This is a genomic window from Ruegeria sp. ABV3_008, from assembly GCF_056161185.1.
In genome coordinates this window covers 127,949-144,878 of record NZ_JBSWYP010000002.1, presented here as the reverse complement: position 1 = coordinate 144,878, position 16,930 = coordinate 127,949, and the positions used below count along the sequence as shown (strand labels likewise).

At 59.2% G+C, this 16,930-nt stretch carries 15 protein-coding genes; 6 read left to right on the top strand and 9 right to left on the bottom strand.

All coding sequences use genetic code 11. The annotated features are described in order from the left end of the window. The first annotated feature begins 140 nt into the window (after positions 1-140). Complete coding sequence (carB, locus tag ACXAH8_RS04800) at positions 141-3,485, top strand: carbamoyl-phosphate synthase large subunit (protein ID WP_475216501.1); 3,345 nt, start codon at positions 141-143, stop codon at positions 3,483-3,485. Positions 3,486-3,541: 56 nt separating this feature from the next. On the opposite strand, the gene ACXAH8_RS04795 is transcribed toward carB, so the two are convergent. Genes ACXAH8_RS04795 through ACXAH8_RS04785 form a run of 3 tightly spaced genes read right to left on the bottom strand, consistent with a single transcriptional unit; the run spans position 3,542 to position 8,096 of the window. Further along, a complete protein-coding gene (locus tag ACXAH8_RS04795; protein ID WP_475216499.1) occupies positions 3,542-6,583 on the bottom strand; it encodes an efflux RND transporter permease subunit in 3,042 nt (1,013 codons plus the stop codon). An 11-nt stretch (positions 6,584-6,594) separates the two neighbouring features. After that, positions 6,595-7,632 (bottom strand): efflux RND transporter periplasmic adaptor subunit, encoded by a 1,038-nt coding sequence (locus ACXAH8_RS04790; RefSeq protein ID WP_425085151.1) that lies wholly within the window; start codon positions 7,630-7,632, stop codon positions 6,595-6,597. Then, complete coding sequence (locus ACXAH8_RS04785) at positions 7,629-8,096, bottom strand: MarR family winged helix-turn-helix transcriptional regulator (RefSeq protein WP_170637450.1); 468 nt, start codon at positions 8,094-8,096, stop codon at positions 7,629-7,631. The genes ACXAH8_RS04790 and ACXAH8_RS04785 overlap by 4 nt, the downstream gene beginning before the upstream one ends. A gap of 168 nt (positions 8,097-8,264) precedes the next feature. Between ACXAH8_RS04785 and ACXAH8_RS04780 the strand changes: the two genes are divergently transcribed. Continuing rightward, positions 8,265-9,389: a beta-ketoacyl-ACP synthase III gene (locus tag ACXAH8_RS04780; RefSeq protein WP_475216495.1), complete on the top strand. Its 1,125-nt coding sequence runs from the start codon at positions 8,265-8,267 to the stop codon at positions 9,387-9,389. A gap of 87 nt (positions 9,390-9,476) precedes the next feature. On the opposite strand, the gene ACXAH8_RS04775 is transcribed toward ACXAH8_RS04780, so the two are convergent. Continuing rightward, positions 9,477-9,938, bottom strand: a complete 462-nt coding sequence (locus ACXAH8_RS04775) for a hypothetical protein (RefSeq protein ID WP_170374695.1) — start codon at positions 9,936-9,938, stop codon at positions 9,477-9,479. A gap of 358 nt (positions 9,939-10,296) precedes the next feature. Between ACXAH8_RS04775 and ACXAH8_RS04770 the strand changes: the two genes are divergently transcribed. Next, on the top strand, positions 10,297-10,875 hold the full coding sequence (locus ACXAH8_RS04770) for a thymidine kinase (protein ID WP_475216493.1): 579 nt from the start codon (positions 10,297-10,299) through the stop codon (positions 10,873-10,875). Here the strand turns inward: ACXAH8_RS04770 and ACXAH8_RS04765 are convergent. From ACXAH8_RS04765 to ACXAH8_RS04745, 5 genes are all read right to left on the bottom strand, one after another. After that, positions 10,872-11,822: a 2-hydroxyacid dehydrogenase gene (locus tag ACXAH8_RS04765; RefSeq protein ID WP_475216491.1), complete on the bottom strand. Its 951-nt coding sequence runs from the start codon at positions 11,820-11,822 to the stop codon at positions 10,872-10,874. The two genes, ACXAH8_RS04770 and ACXAH8_RS04765, sit on opposite strands and share 4 nt — an antisense overlap. Beyond that, positions 11,822-12,160, bottom strand: coding sequence for a tRNA-binding protein (locus tag ACXAH8_RS04760; RefSeq protein ID WP_475216489.1), 339 nt, complete (start codon positions 12,158-12,160; stop codon positions 11,822-11,824). The genes ACXAH8_RS04765 and ACXAH8_RS04760 overlap by 1 nt, the downstream gene beginning before the upstream one ends. Continuing rightward, complete coding sequence (gene proC, locus ACXAH8_RS04755; protein ID WP_170460524.1) at positions 12,153-12,968, bottom strand: pyrroline-5-carboxylate reductase; 816 nt, start codon at positions 12,966-12,968, stop codon at positions 12,153-12,155. Before proC ends, ACXAH8_RS04760 begins: the two co-directional genes overlap by 8 nt. A gap of 38 nt (positions 12,969-13,006) precedes the next feature. Next, positions 13,007-13,507, bottom strand: coding sequence for a type III secretion system chaperone family protein (locus tag ACXAH8_RS04750; protein ID WP_170468281.1), 501 nt, complete (start codon positions 13,505-13,507; stop codon positions 13,007-13,009). A gap of 310 nt (positions 13,508-13,817) precedes the next feature. Then, entirely contained in the window at positions 13,818-14,066 is a 249-nt protein-coding gene (locus ACXAH8_RS04745) for an accessory factor UbiK family protein (RefSeq protein ID WP_050604795.1), read from the bottom strand. Between the two features lie 97 nt (positions 14,067-14,163). On the opposite strand from ACXAH8_RS04745, the gene lgt reads away from it, so the two are divergent. From lgt to pgeF, 3 genes are read left to right on the top strand one after another with little or no spacing between them, the layout of a single operon-like run. Next, positions 14,164-15,051, top strand: a complete 888-nt coding sequence (gene lgt / locus ACXAH8_RS04740; RefSeq protein ID WP_475216487.1) for a prolipoprotein diacylglyceryl transferase — start codon at positions 14,164-14,166, stop codon at positions 15,049-15,051. Further along, the gene (locus ACXAH8_RS04735; RefSeq protein ID WP_475216485.1) at positions 15,048-16,115 is read left to right on the top strand and encodes a class I SAM-dependent methyltransferase; all 1,068 of its coding nucleotides are present in this window, start codon (positions 15,048-15,050) and stop codon (positions 16,113-16,115) included. The genes lgt and ACXAH8_RS04735 overlap by 4 nt, the downstream gene beginning before the upstream one ends. Then, positions 16,112-16,870, top strand: a complete 759-nt coding sequence (gene pgeF, locus ACXAH8_RS04730; protein WP_475216483.1) for a peptidoglycan editing factor PgeF — start codon at positions 16,112-16,114, stop codon at positions 16,868-16,870. The genes ACXAH8_RS04735 and pgeF overlap by 4 nt, the downstream gene beginning before the upstream one ends. The last annotated feature ends 60 nt before the right edge of the window (positions 16,871-16,930 follow it).

Sequence of the window (16,930 nt, the reverse complement as noted above, 5' to 3'; positions counted from 1 at the left end):
GCCAAGGGAAAGGGGGGAAAGCGGCAATTTCACCTCTGTTCCCGATACCTCTTGCACCTTTTCGCGCGGTCCCTATAACGCAGGACAATTTGGGCGCTGGGGCGGTGCCCTGACTCGCTGACAATCGAAGGAACAAGGCCATGCCGAGAAGAACCGACATCCAGTCGATCATGATCATTGGGGCGGGCCCCATTGTTATCGGACAAGCCTGCGAGTTCGACTATTCCGGCGCTCAGGCCTGCAAGGCGCTGCGTGAGGAAGGGTACCGGGTCATTCTGGTGAACTCGAACCCGGCGACGATCATGACCGATCCGGGTCTGGCCGATGCCACTTATATTGAGCCGATCACCCCCGAAGTGGTCGCCAAGATCATCGAGAAAGAGCGCCCCGATGCCCTGCTGCCCACCATGGGTGGCCAAACAGGCCTGAACACCTCGCTCGCGCTGGAAGAGATGGGTGTGCTGGACAAGTTCGGCGTTGAGATGATTGGCGCCAAGCGCGACGCCATCGAAATGGCCGAAGACCGCGCCCTGTTCCGCGAGGCGATGGACCGTCTGGGTCTTGAGAACCCCAAAGCAACCATCGTGACCGCCCCCAAGCGCGAAGACGGCTCCACCGATCTGGACGCCGGTGTGCAAATGGCGCTGGATGAGCTGGAAGAGATCGGCTTGCCCGCCATCATCCGCCCTGCTTTTACCCTGGGCGGTACAGGGGGCGGTGTGGCCTACAACCGCGAGGACTACATCCATTTCTGCCGCTCGGGCATGGATGCCTCGCCGGTAAACCAGATCCTCGTCGATGAAAGCCTTCTGGGTTGGAAAGAATACGAGATGGAGGTGGTGCGCGACACTGCCGACAACGCCATAATCGTCTGTTCCATCGAAAACGTCGACCCGATGGGCGTGCATACGGGTGACTCGATCACCGTGGCCCCTGCCCTGACGTTGACCGACAAAGAATATCAGATCATGCGCAATGGCTCGATCGCGGTTCTACGCGAGATCGGCGTCGAGACAGGTGGTTCGAATGTACAATGGGCGATCAATCCCGAGGATGGCCGCATGGTCGTAATCGAGATGAACCCGCGCGTATCGCGCTCATCCGCTCTGGCCTCCAAAGCGACTGGTTTCCCGATTGCCAAGATCGCCGCGAAACTGGCCGTCGGCTACACGCTGGACGAGTTGGACAACGACATCACTAAAGTCACGCCCGCGTCGTTCGAGCCGACCATTGACTATGTCGTCACAAAGATCCCGAAATTCGCGTTTGAGAAGTTCCCGGGGTCTGAGCCCTACCTGACCACCGCAATGAAATCGGTGGGCGAGGCGATGTCCATCGGCCGCACCATCCACGAATCGATGCAAAAGGCTCTGGCCTCGATGGAATCGGGCCTGACCGGCTTTGATGAGATCGAAATCCCCGGCCTGAACGTTGGTGTCTGGGAAGAAGCGGACGACAAGGCTACCGTGATTAAAGCAATCAGCCAGCAGACTCCCGACCGCCTGCGCACCATCGCGCAGGCCATGCGTCACGGTCTGTCCGACGATGAGATTTTCGGCGTTACCAAATTCGACCCGTGGTTCCTGGCCCGCATCCGCGAGATCATCGAGGCCGAGCGCCAGGTCCGCAAAGACGGCCTGCCGGTCACCGAGGACGGCATCCAAAAACTGAAAATGCTGGGCTTCACCGACGCACGTCTGGGCAACCTGACTGGCCGTGACGAAGACAACGTCCGCCGCGCCCGCCGCAATTTGGGCGTAAAGGCCGTGTTCAAACGCATTGACACCTGCGCCGCCGAATTCGAAGCGCAGACACCTTATATGTACTCGACCTACGAAGCTCCGATGATGGGTGAGGTCGAATGCGAGGCACGTCCAAGCGACCGCAAAAAGGTCGTCATCCTCGGCGGCGGCCCAAACCGGATCGGTCAGGGCATCGAGTTCGACTATTGCTGCTGTCACGCCTGCTTTGCGCTAACCGATGCGGGGTATGAGACCATCATGGTCAACTGCAACCCCGAGACGGTCTCGACCGACTATGACACCTCGGATCGTCTGTATTTTGAGCCGCTGACTTTTGAGCATGTGATGGAAATCCTGACGAAAGAGCAGGAAAACGGCACCTTGCACGGCGTCATCGTCCAGTTCGGTGGTCAGACTCCGCTGAAACTGGCCAACGCGCTTGAGGCCGAAGGCATTCCGATCCTCGGCACAACACCCGATGCGATTGATCTGGCCGAAGACCGGGAGCGCTTCCAGGCGCTGGTCAACGAGCTGGGCCTGAAACAGCCGAAAAACGGCATCGCTTCGACCGATGAACAGGCGCTTGAGATCGCAGAAGAAATCGGCTTCCCGCTGGTGATCCGCCCCTCCTACGTTCTGGGCGGCCGCGCGATGGAGATCGTGCGCGATATGGATCAGCTGCGGCGCTACATCAACGAGGCTGTTGTGGTCTCGGGCGACAGCCCTGTTCTGCTGGACAGCTATCTGGCTGGTGCGGTGGAACTGGACGTCGATGCTCTGTGCGATGGCACCGACGTTCACGTTGCAGGCATCATGCAGCATATCGAAGAGGCGGGTGTTCACTCGGGCGACTCGGCCTGTTCGCTGCCGCCCTACTCGCTGTCGAAAGAGATCATCGAGCAGATCAAAGATCAGGCGTTCAAACTGGCCAAGGCGTTGAACGTGGTCGGCCTTATGAACGTTCAGTTCGCGATCAAGGATGGTGAGATCTACCTGATTGAAGTAAACCCCCGCGCCTCGCGTACCGTACCCTTCGTCGCCAAAGCCACCGACAGCGCAATTGCATCCATCGCCGCGCGTGTCATGGCGGGTGAGAAACTGGCGGACTTCCCGAAACGCCCGCCCTACAAGACAGTCGACGACAGCAAGATCGCCGACCAGATGACACTGGCCGACCCGGACATGCCGTGGTTCTCGGTCAAAGAGGCCGTGCTGCCCTTCGCACGCTTCCCTGGCGTCGACACCATTCTGGGCCCGGAAATGCGTTCGACTGGTGAGGTCATGGGCTGGGATCGCGACTTCCCGCGCGCATTCCTGAAGGCACAGATTGGCGCTGGCATGGTGCTGCCCTCATCCGGCCGCGCATTCATCTCGATCAAGGATGCCGACAAAGGGCCGGACATGTTGGAGGCCGCGCGCGTTCTGGTCGATCAGGGCTTTGAACTGGTCGCCACACGCGGCACGCAAACCTGGCTGGACGCGCAGGGCGTACCTTGCGAAGTGGTCAACAAGGTCTATGAGGGACGCCCCGATGTGACTGACCTGATGAAAGACGGCGGTGTTCAGCTGGTGATGAACTCAACCGAAGGCGCACAGGCGGTGGAAGACAGCCGGTCGATCCGCTCGATCGCTCTGTATGACAAGATCCCCTATTTCACCACCGCCGCAGCCAGCCATGCGGCAGCGTTGGCAATTAAGGCGCAGGCCGAAGGCGACGTTGAAGTGAAATCGCTGCAAGGTTGACCTACAGCGCCAAATACAAAAGCAAAACCCCCGGTCGTTGGCCGGGGGTTTTTCATTTAAGCAGCAACCGCTTGCCGTTTCTCATCTCGCTGGAAGAACAGCAGGTAGAAGACCGGGGCCGCGACCATGGTCAGGACCGTGGCAAAAGCCAACCCGCCCATGATGGTGACCGCCATCGAGACAAAGAACGCGTCGGTCAGAAGCGGGGCCATCCCAAGGATTGTTGTAATCGCCGCCAGCATCACCGGCCGCAGACGCGAGACGGATGCTTCGACGATCGACTCCTGCAAGGGTTTGCCCGTTGCGCGGACCAGATCAATCTCTTCGACCAGAACGATGCCGTTCTTGATCAGCATCCCCGACAGGCTGAGCAGGCCCAGGAGCGCCGTAAAGGTGAACGGCAGCCCGGTGCCCAGCAAACCGATCACCACACCGTTCACGGACATGGGCACCAACAGCCAGATGATGACCGGCTGGCGGATCGCATTAAACAAAAGGACCGAGATCAGCACCATGATCAACAGGCTCAGTGGCAATTGCCTGCCAAGGCTTTCCTGGGCATCGCCCGAGTCCTCGAACTCACCGCCCCATTCCAAGCGATAGCCGGGTGGCAGGTCCATCTCTTCAATCGTTGCGCGCACCTCGGAATGCACCTGCGCTGCGGTCACATCGGGCGGGATATCCGCGCCAACGGTGATTGTCAGAACCCGGTTGCGCCGGTGGACCTCGGTGTTGAGCAACTGGTATTCGAACCCGTCCACCATCTGTTCGATGGGTACGAATTGGCCTGACTGATCGGAATACACGACCTGATCGACGATCGAATAGTCACCCTCTGCAGGGCGGCGCAGAATGATCGGGATCAGGCGGTCGCGCTCACGCAGGACGCCTCCGGTGATGCCGTCGGTCGAGAATTGCAGCGTGGCCGCAATATCTTCACGCGAAACACCGGCTGTCTGCGCGCGTTCGGTTGCGTAGATCGGCTGCACCGCCAGCTCTTTTTCGCGCCAGTCATGATGGATGTTCAGCGCGTTTGGCGTAGCCGCCGCCATGCGTTGAACTGCTTCGTCCGCCAACTGCCGTAGCACGGCTGGGTCGCTACCCGAGAAGCGGGCTTGAATCGGGGTGCCTCCACCCGGACCAAAAACCAGACGTTTGGTACGAAACTCGCTTTCAGGGAACTGAGCCACCCCAAAGGCCTCGAGCTCGCCCTGCAGCATTGGGATATCCTCCAGCGTTTCCGTTCGAATGATCATGTGACCGTAGCTTGGGTTCGGGTCCTCTGCGCTATAGGTCAGCATGAAGCGGGTCGCACCCTGCCCTACAAATGTGGTGACGGACACCACATCGTCACGTTCCGCCAACCAATCCTCGACAACGGCCATATCCGCTGACGTACGCGAGATCGGTGTGCCCTGAGGCAGCTTATAGTGGACAAAGAACAGCGGCGTATTCGAGTCCGGGAAGAACTGCTGCTTCATCAGGCCAAAGCCCGCATAGCAGGCCACCGTCACAGCGATCAGCCCGGCCACAACGAGCCAGCGGAACCGCAACGCCCAGCGCAGGATCGCGCCATAGACACGGAACAGAAGGCTGCCATAAGCGTCAACTTCACCCTCTTTCCCCTGCTTGAAGAAGTAATGCGCCAACATCGGTGTTACTGTGATTGCCAGAACCCAGCTGAGCAGCAATGAAATCCCGATAACCGCAAACAGCGAAAACAGGAACTCTCCGGTCGCGTCGGGGCTGAGACCGATGCCCGCAAAGGCCATGATGCCGATGACAGTCGCGCCCAGCAGTGGGATCTGCGTTTTCGATGCCACCTCATCCGCTGCATCGCGCGAGGATTTGCCGCGCAGCATCGAGATCTGCATGCCCTCGGCCACCACGATGGCATTGTCCACCAACATCCCCATCGCAATGATCAGGGCACCCAGCGAAATCCGCTCCATCTCAATCGAGAACAGCGCCATGAACAGCAACGTGCCGACCACAGTCAGTAGCAACGTTGTCCCGACCACAATGGCAGCGCGCCAGCCCATGAAGAGGCCCAGAACAGCGACCACAATGATCACGGACATGGCCAGGTTCACAAGAAAGTCGTTCGAGGCTTGCTCGACCACCACGTGTTGCTGGTAGATGGGCAGAATTTCCACGCCAAAGGGGATTTGCGTATCCAGTTCCGCAAATTTGGCATCTGCGCGCTTACCTACTTCGACGATGTTCTCGGCGGCCAAACCGGCAATGCCCAGCGTAAAGGCCTCGGTCCCATCGAAGCGGATCATGATATCCGGGTCGGTCTGACGGGCGCGGTAAACGTTGGACATGTCAAACAGGTTGATCACCTGCCCTTGCGAGCCGACCGACAACCCTGCGATGGCCGATACACTATCCGACCCTTCGGCTGTCAGAATGGTGGTGCGGTCGTTCTCGGACCGAACCGAGCCGGAGGAGTTGACCGAATCCGCGTTGGCAATCGCCTCGTTGATGGCTTGGATGGGGACGTTCTGGTTCACCGAGATGGACAGATCCGGTTCGATGAAAATCGCCTCTTGCGGCAAGCCCTGAACCTCGACATCGGCAACGCCGTCGACGGTTAACAGTTCACGCCGCAGAAACGTCGCCAGTTCGTGCTTTTCTGCGTCCGAAAACCCCTCTGCAGTGACGGCGTAGAACAAACCGAACACGTCGCCGAAACCATCATTGACGAAGGGCTGGTTTACGCCAGATGGCAGGCCCCGCGCCGCATCGCGCACCTTGGCGCGTAGGCGGGTCCAGATTGCGGGCAATTCGCTGCCGTCATAGGTGGATTTGATCTCAACCTCGATCAGGGATTGCCCCGGCTGGTTCAACGAGGTGATCGTATCCACCTCACCCATTTGCTGGATCGCCGATTCCAGGGGTTCGGACACTTCCAGCGCCACTTGCTCGGCCGTTGCGCCGGGGTATTGCGTTACGATGACCGCGTTTTTGATGGTAAAAGCTGGGTCCTCCAGACGCCCCAGCGAAAGGAAGCCCCATATGCCGCCAAACAGGGCGATCAGAATGATCAGCCACGTGTAAAGCGGCCGGTCGATAGATGCGCGTGCAATTCTCATCAGCCCGCCCCTTAGTTCGAGAAGCCGGTGAAACGGCGCACGCTCTGGCCGTCTGTCAACGCTGAGCCACCTGCGACAACAACCTCATCGCCATCTTCCAAGCCGGTCAGAACACGGACTTCACCGGTCTGAGTTGGTTCGATGGTTACGGGTGCAAGGCGTACCGTGCCCTCATCTGCGCCAGCCGGAGAGAAGACCATCACGCCCAGCGCGCCATCCGCGCCAGCGACGATGGCTGAAGCCGGTAGAACGATCCCCGTACGGCCATCCCTGACATGCACGTTCACCGACACAGACGAGCCGGGAAGAATCTGCAGCCCCTCAGGCGGGGTCAGGCCGAACTGAATGCGAAATGTCTGCCCAACACTCGAGGTCTCGGCGTCGAACTCACGGATTTCCAGCGGGAAAACTTCGTCGCTTACGGGGAATTTGGCCGTGATCGTGATGTCATCCTGCTGACCCGAGCGTTGGAACAGGATCTCGGGGACGTCCACCTCGATCCGAAGTTCCGACATGTCGTGGATGCGCACGATCGGTGTTCCCGCAGACACGGTGGTAAAAGCCTCAACTGCGCGACTTGACACAAGCGCGTCGAACGGCGCCGTCAGCGTTGCGTGTTCCAGCTCGTATTCCGCGTCGCGGAGGGCGATAGCGGCCAGTTGCGCTTCGGTTTCGGAATCATCGACCGCCACTTGGCTGGCGGTTGTGCCGCGCAACCGCGACAGACGCGCGACGGTTCGGTCAGCCTGTTCTTTCTGCAACCGGGCGCGATCCAGCCTGAGTTCGAATGGTTCCTGATCCAGTCGGGCAATCAGACCGTCCTTCGGGATGACGAACCCTTCGGTGACAGGCATCTCAACAATCTGCCCCGGAACCTGAAAGGCCAGATCAACGGTCTGACGCGCAGCGACGCGGCCGAAAAACTGTCGAGTGAAACCCGGTGCCGTTTCCTGCACCTGCATTAGCTTAACCGGTTTCGCGGTCTCTTGCGCGACAAGCGGCGTCGCCAAAACGGCCAACAGAAGGCCCAGAGAAGTCAGCTGTTTCATTTCTTCAATCCCTCGGGAATTCCCGTTTTCAGTACGTTGTCTCGAATCTTGCTCGCCATCCGGGCGAACTCGGCTGTTTCTTCTGCATTCAGGCCAGAGGCCTTGTGAAACAGATCTCCGGCTGCTGACACCAACATATCTCGCGCGCTCTCGCCTTGTTCGGTCAGCACCAGCAACCAGGCACGGCGATCATTGGGATCGCGCTGGCGCGCCAGATAGCCAGCTTCTTCCAGAGCATCCGCAGTGGCCGTAATGGTGGATGGCACGCTGAGCATATCGGCTGCCAAAACACCCATTCTCTTGGGTTCATCCAGCTTGATTAGCATATGGCATTCCGGGTGGCTCAGGTCAGTTTCGATGGTGTCGAAGGTCTCTTCGAGTTTCCAATAGAGAGCATAGACGCCCATGATGGCCTGAATTTCAGGGCTCAGGCGGCCAAGCCTGTCGCTGATACTGTCTGACATTGAAGAGACTCCGAGACGTCGTTGCGGGTCATATACTTCAAATTATGAACTATTCAATAACTGAAGTGGAGAATCATCCTCGGGCCTAGCTTCCCTCGGGTAACCAAGACTTGATCAAATGCCCCTGTGACTGCATTTTGAGCAAACCCAAAACGTTCAGGACTTGCCATGTATATCCCTGCAATCACCGGTACAGGCGTTTTCACGCCCGGAAACGTCATCACCAATGCCGAGCTGGTGCAAGCCTTCAACGCCTATGCCGACAAGGTGAATGCAGAGAACGCCCAGGCCATCGAAGCCGGGGAGATGGAGCCGATGCAGCATTCCTCTGAGGAGTTCATCGTCAAGGCGTCCGGCATCGAAAACCGCTATGTGATGGATAAATCCGGCGTGTTGGACCCCGACACCATGCACCCCGCTTTGCGCCAGCGCAGCGATGACGAGCCGGGGGTCATGACCGAAATGGCGGTGGATGCCTGCCACAAAGCACTGGCGCAGGCTGGTCGGACGGCGGCAGATGTCGATCTGGTGATCTGCGCGGCCTCGAACCACGAGCGGGCCTACCCGGCCATTGCCATCGAGATACAGCAGGCTCTGGGCATCAATGGCTTTGGTTTTGACATGAATGTCGCCTGTTCCTCGGCCACATTTGGCATTCAAGCGGCGGCGGATATGGTGCGGTCGGGTTCGGTTCGGGCCGCATTGGTGGTGAACCCCGAGATCTGCTCGGGCCATCTGGAATGGCGCGACCGGGATTGTCATTTCATCTTCGGCGACGTGGCCACGGCCACCCTGATCGAACGCATCGAAGACGCGCAAGGCCCGCATTTTGAGGTCCTGTCGACCCGCTGCGCCACGAGTTTCTCGAACAATATCCGCAACAATAACGGCTTTCTGCGCCGCTCACGACCTGATGGGATGATCGACCGGCGCGACATGCAGTTCATGCAGAACGGGCGCAAGGTCTTCAAGGAAGTGCTCCCCATGGTCAGCCAGCATATCAGCGACCACATGGAGGCCGAGGGCATCAGCAGCGACGACCTGACACGCCTGTGGCTGCATCAGGCCAACAAGACCATGAACGATTTCATCGGCAAGAAGGTCCTTGGACGTGTGCCCGAGGCGGGTGAGCAACCCAACATCTTGCAGGATTATGCCAACACCTCCTCAGCCGGGTCGATTATCGCCTTCTCCAAATACTCCGACGACCTTGAGGACGGGGATATCGGGCTGATCTGCTCGTTCGGGGCTGGCTATTCGGTTGGGTCCGTCATCGTGAAACGGAAATCCTGATCCGACGCTGTATTGGAGAAGCCGTCAGGTGGCAGCGCAGTCAGTGCGTTCAAACAACGACGTCCAAAAGGCGCCCGATGCCAGCTTTTAACTGACGCTTTCTTCTTCGAGATGCAGTTTCATCTCAATCAGAACCTGCTGCAAAAGGCTGGTTTCCTTGAGCAGGCGCTTGGCTTCGTTGACGGTAATGATCCCGTCTTCAATGGCCGCCTGATACTCGGTCATCAGCATGGCAAACCGCTGGCTTAGGGCGATGACATCCGCATTTACACCACCTGTGCGCGGAGAATCCGTGTTGCGATCCCCGTAAGACAGGGTGATGTTCTTCAAGTCCGCCAGTGCCGAGGTAACATGCGGATAGTTGGCCGCGTTCTCTAGACGTGCCACTGCGTCGACGGGCATGAACCGATCCGCGTGTTCCGAGTTATCCGAGTAGTAGCGGCCGAGCGTTGCCTTTGATTTGCCTGTGATCTCGCACGCGGCTTCGATCCCGACATCTTTCACCAAGGCTTCGGTGTGTTTCTTAAGATAGGCCCCGATATCTGCCATAGTTCTACCTTTGCTACCTGCACGCGCCGCCCCTTCTGTCCGTTTTGGGGGAAAGCACAGGGAAATTTCCCATAACCAAGTCATAATTGAAATGCCATAAATTGACTATCCCTCAGATATGCGAGGGTTTTGTGAGTGAGTGGCGGCCGTTCAGTGCCGGTAATGAGTAATCGTGAGGCAATATTGTTCAGCCTCACTCCGTTTTGGTCACATGTTGACCGACGGCGTCGCTGTTGCATGCGCAAGGTTCCATCCCCAAAGAGCATCTGCTCGGCCTCTGCAATGGTAACGGCGACGTCGCTTCCCCCTCAAAGATTGATGGGTTGTTCGATTGGCGTCGGCGCTTTAGACCCGCCGCATGGCAAAACTGTATTTCAACTACTCGACAATGAATGCGGGCAAATCGACCGTATTGCTGCAGGCCTCGCACAACTACCATGAGCGCGGCATGAAGACCTATTTGATGACAGCTGCCGTGGACGGGCGCGCCGGTGTGGGGCGGATCGCCTCGCGTATCGGGATTTCCGAAGAGGCAGATACTTTCCGCCCAGACGATGACGTTTTTGCCATGATCGAAACGCGCCAGAAGGCCGATCCGATCGCCTGTGTCTTTGTGGATGAGGCCCAGTTCCTGTCCGAGGATCAGGTCTGGCAACTTGCCCGCGCCGTGGATGACCTGAAGCTCCCGGTGCTGGCTTATGGCTTGAGGGTAGATTTCCAGGGCAAACTCTTCCCCGGCTCAGCAGCCTTACTGGCCTTGGCCGATGAGATGCGCGAGGTCCGCACCATTTGCGAATGCGGACGCAAAGCCACGATGGTGATTCGGCAGGACGAAAGCGGCCGTGCCATCACCGAGGGTGCTCAGGTTCAGATCGGCGGGAACGAGACCTATGTCTCGCTCTGCCGCAAACACTGGCGTGAGGCGGTCGGCGACTAGACCGGATTCGGCAAGTCGCGCCCTGAGACGAAGGCGGCCACATTGTCCAACGCCATATGTCCCATGCCGGTCCGAACCTCTTCGGTGGCGGTGCCCAGATGCGGCAGCAGGGTGACGTTCTGCATGTCGCGCAGAGCCTGCGGTACAACCGGCTCGAGCTCGTAGACGTCCAGCCCGGCCCCCGCGATCTTGCCTGCTTGCAGCGCGCTGATCAGAGCGATCTCATCTACCACTTCGCCCCGCGCGATGTTCACCAGTATGGCCGAGGGGTTCATGGTCTCAAGCACTGCGGCATTGATCAGATGGCGTGTCTCAGCCCCGCCCGGAACGGCCAGAACCAAGAAATCGACCGAGGCCGCAAGTGCCGAGAGATCGGGGGTGAACTCGGCCTCAAAATCCAGCTGCTTGGCACTGCGGGATTGGTACGCGACCCGCATGCCGAACCCGAAGTGACAGCGCCGCGCGATGGCTTGGCCGATGCGGCCCATGCCGACGATGCCGACCCGCTTGCCGGTGACATGATGCCCCAGCATTTGCGTGGGATGCCAACCCTGCCAGTTTTCAGCCCGCACCAGACGTTCCCCCTCACCCGCGCGGCGCGCGGTCGAGAGCAACAAGGTCATGGCGATATCAGCGGTCGCATCCGTGACCGCGCCGGGCGTGTTGGTGATAGCGATGCCTAAGGCGCGCGCGGCCTCGACATCGATGTGATTGTAGCCGACGCCGAAATTGGCCAACAGCTTGCAGCGCGGCTCGGGTACTTTGGCAAAGATCTCCGCCGAGAACAGGTCGCCCAGAGTGGGCACAACCACGTCATTGTCCTGCAACGCCCGCACCATCTCATCCTCGGACAGCGGCGTGGTTGCGGGACGAATCTCAACATCGAACTCGGCAGCAGCTCGCTCTTCGACCGCCGGTGTCATCGGGCGCGTGATCCAGAGTTTCATCAGTACATCCTTCCGCCAACGGGGACTTTGCCATCCGGGCCGATCAACACGATCTCACCGTTTTCATCCGGCAGGCCAAGGACCAGAACCTCGGACATGAACTTTCCGATCTGGCGCGGCGGGAAGTTGACCACAGCCATCACCTGTTTGCCGATCAGCGTCGACGGGTCGTAATGCGCGGTGATCTGGGCCGAGGTCTTTCGCTCACCAATCTCGTCGCCGAAATCGATCCACATCTTGATCGCGGGCTTGCGGGCTTCGGGATAGGGCTCGGCGCGGATGACCTCACCGACGCGGATGTCGACTTTCAGGAAGTCGTCGAACGAGATCTCACTCACGGCCCAACTCCTTGGATCGGTCAGTCGCGGCCTTGACGGCGCGGTGCAGCAGATTTGGGAAACCCTCTGCTTCGTGCATCAGAACCTCTAGCGCAGCCTGAGTCGTTCCATTGGGCGAGGTCACGTTGACCCGCAATTGCGAGGGGTCTTCCTCGGCGGCCATAGCCAAGGCGCCGGCGCCTGCAACTGTGGATTTCGCCAGTTTCATGGCCAGCTCATGCGGCAGACCCTGCGCCTGCCCTGCGGCGGCCAGCGTTTCGATCAGGTGGAACACATAGGCTGGGCCTGAGCCGCTGACGCCAGTGACCGCATCTATCTGAGCCTCGTCCGACAGACGCACGGTCTCGCCTATCGCCGAAAGCAAGTTTTCCGCGAGGTCCAAATCGTCACCGGACACATGTGCGTTGCCAATCATCGCCGTGATACCCTGACGGATCGCCGCCGGTGTGTTCGGCATTGCCCGCACAATCGGTGTGCCCTCACCCAGCACGTCCTCAAATGTCGCAATCGAGGTGCCCGCTGCGACGGAAACGAACAAGCTGCCACCGCCACCGAGGGCCTGGATCGCCGGCAGAGCCTCACCCATCATTTGCGGTTTGACGGCCACCAGCACGACTGCGGGGGATTCGGGCAGTGGCGTGTTGATGTTTACGCCCTGCGCTTTCAGCCAGTCCGAGGGGTAAGGATCAATCACCCAAACGGAAGCGGCGGGCAGGCCGTGATCCAGCCAACCCGCCAACATCGCGGACCCCATCTTTCCGCATCCCAATAACACAAGGCCCTGCTCGGCCACGCGCGACATGTCCATCTGTGCCCCTCCCCTATTCAACGGTTCAGGGCAAAGGTTTACGCTCGGCCGTAGGCCTCTGCAATGGCGACTTGCATCGCCTCTTCCGGGTCGCGATTGCCCCAGGTGACCAGCTGAATCGCCGGGTAGTAACGCTCGGCGCTCAACACCGCAGCGTTGATCATCGTGTCGATCTGATCGGGGCTTGCGGTCTGACCGCCCGCCAAAACCAGGCCGTAGCGATAGACCATCAGCTTTTGGTTCGCCCAATAAGTGAACGCGCCCGCCCAGCACTGATCATTCATCTTGTTGAGCAGCTCATACAGCTCACTCTCACGCTCGGCGGGAGGCTCCATCTCGAACGAGCAAACCATGCGCAGCGTTTCGTCATAGTTGGACCAGGCCAGCGTGATCGAATAGGTCCGCCACTGCCCTTCGACAGCCATGGCGATCTGATCGTCGCCGATGCGGTCAAAATCCCAGTCGTGATGTTCGGCCAGATGTTCAACAATATCGATTGGATGAAGGTCTTCTTCGAGAAACTGCTCGGAAAGGGCCATAATGCCACCTCACTACTCTCTAGCATTTCGGGGCTGGCAGCGCCCCAGCGCTAGTTGCCTGCTCTACAAGCCGGGCTTCCCCCGTAGGCCTGTACCAAATATGGTGCGCCGCAAGAGGTGGTCTGGCAACCCCATTTCTTGGGGATAACAGCAATAAGTTGTGGACAGTCGGCAACGACGATCAAAATCTTGGCGTCTCATGCAGCTTTGTCTTGATTAATTTCTGCAAGGCGGCATGATACACCACACCGCACAATCCGACCTTGGATTGCGCGGCGCTAATCTTGCCTAAAAAATTTGAATATGGACGTTACTTGTCCAGTTTCGCCTCAAGTGCGGCGATGCGCGCCTCAAGCGCGGCATTCTCTTCGCGGGCCTTTTGGGCCATGGCGCGCACAGCGTCGAATTCTTCACGCGTGACGAAATCGCGGTCGGCCAGCCAACGGTCGATCATCGACTTCATCGCATTCTCGGCCTCTTCGCGTGCGCCCTGCGCCACGCCCATGGCGTTGGTCATCAGCTGGGAAACGTCGTCGAGGATCTTGTTGCGGGTTTGCATGGCTTTTCTCCGAAATCGCGGTTCTTCCTTATATGGGGAAGGATTGGCGCAGGCTCAAGGTTGACTTGCCCTGCAAACCCCGGGCAATGAGACGCACATGCAGGCTGTTCTGAATTTCCCCGATCTGTCGCCCGAGCTGTTCTCGATCCCACTGTTCGGGATGGAGTTCGCGCTCAGGTGGTACGCGCTGGCATATATTGTCGGCATCCTGATTGCCTGGCGTCTGGCCGTGATGGCCCTGCGGCGTCCTGCTCTGTGGCGCAATGAGACGCCACCCATGAAGCCCGAGCAGTTGGATGATCTGCTGACCTGGATCATCGTCGGTGTGATTCTGGGCGGTCGGCTGGGCTTTGTGCTGTTTTATCAACCGGCCTACTACCTGTCGCATCCGGCGGATATCCTGAAGGTCTGGCAAGGCGGCATGGCCTTTCACGGCGGGTTGCTAGGGGTGATTGTCGCCTCATACCTCTATGGTCGCCGTCACAACATTCCGACCCTGTCGCTAGGCGATCTGGTGGCCTACACCGTCCCGCCCGGCCTGTTGCTGGGACGGCTTGCCAATTTCATCAACGCCGAGCTTTGGGGCCGACCAAGCGAGCTGCCCTGGGCCGTTATTTTTCCCGGCTTCGCAGCGCAGGACTGCCCGGGTGTCGTGGCCGGTATGTGTGCCCGTCACCCCTCGCAACTATACGAAGCCGCGCTAGAGGGTGTCTTATTGGGCGCAGTCCTTCTGTGGCTGGTCTACCGGCGCGGCGCGTTTCGGAAACCCGGCCTGATCATGGGCGTTTTCCTCGCAGGCTACGGGGCGTCCCGCTTCCTGGTCGAGTTTGTCCGTCAGCCCGACGCGCAGTTCATCTCGCCCGGTAACCCGCTTGGGCTGGCGTGGCATATCGGCGGCTACGGCCTGACGATGGGGCAAATCCTGTCCCTGCCGATGATTGCTCTTGGGCTATGGTTCGCTCTGCGCGCCCGGCGAACGGCATGAGCCTGCACGAACTTCTGATCGCCCGAACCCGGCAAGACGGTCCGATGACGCTGGCCGACTACATGACCGAATGCCTGCTGCACCCAACTTTGGGCTATTACTCCACGCGCGACCCGTTTGGTGCTCAGGGCGATTTCACCACCGCGCCTGAAATCAGTCAGATGTTCGGAGAGTTGATCGGGCTGTCACTGGCGCAAAGCTGGATGGATCAGGGGCAGCCATCCACGTTTACGCTAGCCGAACTTGGACCGGGTCGCGGTACGCTGATGGCGGATATCCTACGGGCGACCCGCTCGGTTCCCGGTTTCCATGATGCGGCCAAGGTTGTTCTACTGGAAGCCTCCGAGACGCTCCGAGACGTGCAAAAGGCAACCCTGAAAGATCACAATCCGCAGTGGATCAGCAACGTGGCGGAGCTGCCGGACTTGCCGCTGTTTCTGGTGGCGAATGAGTTCTTTGACGCCCTACCCATCCGCCAGTTCCTGCGCGATGGCGCCGCTTGGTGCGAACGATTGATCGGAGAGACCGATGGCGCGCTGACCTTTGGCCTTGGTCCCGCCGCACCACAAACGGCGCTACAGGACCGGCTGTTAGATACGCGAGACGGGGATCTCGTCGAACTCTGCGCTGCTGCTATTCCGATTCTGACCATCCTCGCCAGCCGAATCGCGCAGAACGGAGGGGCTGCTCTAATCGTGGACTATGGTGACTGGCACTCGCTTGGCGATACGCTTCAGGCCCTAAAGGCGCATGAGCGTGTGGACCCTCTGCAAACCCCCGGTCAGGCAGACCTGACGGCGCATGTGGATTTTGAGCCCCTGGCGCTCGCAGTAAAGACCGCAGGCTGTGCTCATACCCGCCTGACACCACAGGGCATTTTTCTGGAACGTCTGGGAATCACCGCCCGCGCACAGGCTCTGGCCAAGGGTATAGGCGGCTCCAAGCTTGATGAACTGGTGTCCGCACATCGCCGGTTGACGCATCCCGATGAAATGGGAAATCTGTTCAAAGTGCTGGGCCTCTACCCGCCCCAAGCTGCGCCTCCACCGGGACTGGAACCATGACCTTGGAAATTCTCACGTCGGATATGCTGGCCCCTGTAAAACACGGCTTTTTTAGCCGTAGAGGCGGCGCATCCTCGGGTGTCTTTGCTGGATTGAACTGCGGCTATGGCTCGTCCGATCAGACCGAGATCGTCGCCCTGAATCGCCGACGAGTTGCTGACGCGATGGATGTCACGCCCGAGGCGCTGGTTGGTATTCATCAAGTTCATTCGCCCGATGTGCTGACGGTGGATGCGCCCCTTACGGGTGACAAACCCAAGGCGGATGCGCTCGTGACCGCCACGCCCGGGTTGGCTCTGACAATTCTGACCGCGGACTGCCAGCCTGTGCTTTTCTGCGACCCTGACGCGAACGTGATCGGTGCTGCCCATGCTGGCTGGCGCGGAGCTTTGGACGGAGTACTAGAGGCCACATTGGACGCGATGGAGGCATTGGGCGCCACGCGCGAAAACACGCGCGCCGTGATCGGGCCATCCATTTCGCAGGTGGCCTATGAGGTCGGTCCCGAATTTTTGGATGCGTTCATGGCGGAGTCCTCGGAGAACAGCAGGTTCTTCACCAATGGCACCGACGACCGGATGCAATTTGATTTGCCAGCCTTTGGTCTGCATAAACTGCGCCAAGCGGGTGTTGGGCAGGCAGAATGGACCCGGCACTGTACTTATTCCGATCCGGATCGCTTTTATTCGTACCGCCGGACAACACACGCCAAAGAGGCGGATTACGGGCGGTTGATTTCGGCGATCAGATTGTAGACTAGGCCCTAATTAAGGCAAAACCGCCACCTTTCCGCCACATTTATTGTGTTTACCTGA

Excerpts from the sequence above, each read along its gene's own strand:
- carB (WP_475216501.1), top strand. The coding sequence starts at position 141 with ATGCCGAGAAGAACCGACATCCAGTCGATCATGATCATTGGGGCGGGC.
- ACXAH8_RS04795 (WP_475216499.1), bottom strand. The coding sequence starts at position 6,583 with ATGAGAATTGCACGCGCATCTATCGACCGGCCGCTTTACACGTGGCTG.
- ACXAH8_RS04790 (WP_425085151.1), bottom strand. The coding sequence starts at position 7,632 with ATGAAACAGCTGACTTCTCTGGGCCTTCTGTTGGCCGTTTTGGCGACG.
- ACXAH8_RS04785 (WP_170637450.1), bottom strand. The coding sequence starts at position 8,096 with ATGTCAGACAGTATCAGCGACAGGCTTGGCCGCCTGAGCCCTGAAATT.
- ACXAH8_RS04780 (WP_475216495.1), top strand. The coding sequence starts at position 8,265 with ATGTATATCCCTGCAATCACCGGTACAGGCGTTTTCACGCCCGGAAAC.
- ACXAH8_RS04775 (WP_170374695.1), bottom strand. The coding sequence starts at position 9,938 with ATGGCAGATATCGGGGCCTATCTTAAGAAACACACCGAAGCCTTGGTG.
- ACXAH8_RS04770 (WP_475216493.1), top strand. The coding sequence starts at position 10,297 with ATGGCAAAACTGTATTTCAACTACTCGACAATGAATGCGGGCAAATCG.
- ACXAH8_RS04765 (WP_475216491.1), bottom strand. The coding sequence starts at position 11,822 with ATGAAACTCTGGATCACGCGCCCGATGACACCGGCGGTCGAAGAGCGA.
- proC (WP_170460524.1), bottom strand. The coding sequence starts at position 12,968 with ATGGACATGTCGCGCGTGGCCGAGCAGGGCCTTGTGTTATTGGGATGC.
- ACXAH8_RS04750 (WP_170468281.1), bottom strand. The coding sequence starts at position 13,507 with ATGGCCCTTTCCGAGCAGTTTCTCGAAGAAGACCTTCATCCAATCGAT.
- ACXAH8_RS04745 (WP_050604795.1), bottom strand. The coding sequence starts at position 14,066 with ATGCAAACCCGCAACAAGATCCTCGACGACGTTTCCCAGCTGATGACC.
- lgt (WP_475216487.1), top strand. The coding sequence starts at position 14,164 with ATGCAGGCTGTTCTGAATTTCCCCGATCTGTCGCCCGAGCTGTTCTCG.
- ACXAH8_RS04735 (WP_475216485.1), top strand. The coding sequence starts at position 15,048 with ATGAGCCTGCACGAACTTCTGATCGCCCGAACCCGGCAAGACGGTCCG.
- pgeF (WP_475216483.1), top strand. The coding sequence starts at position 16,112 with ATGACCTTGGAAATTCTCACGTCGGATATGCTGGCCCCTGTAAAACAC.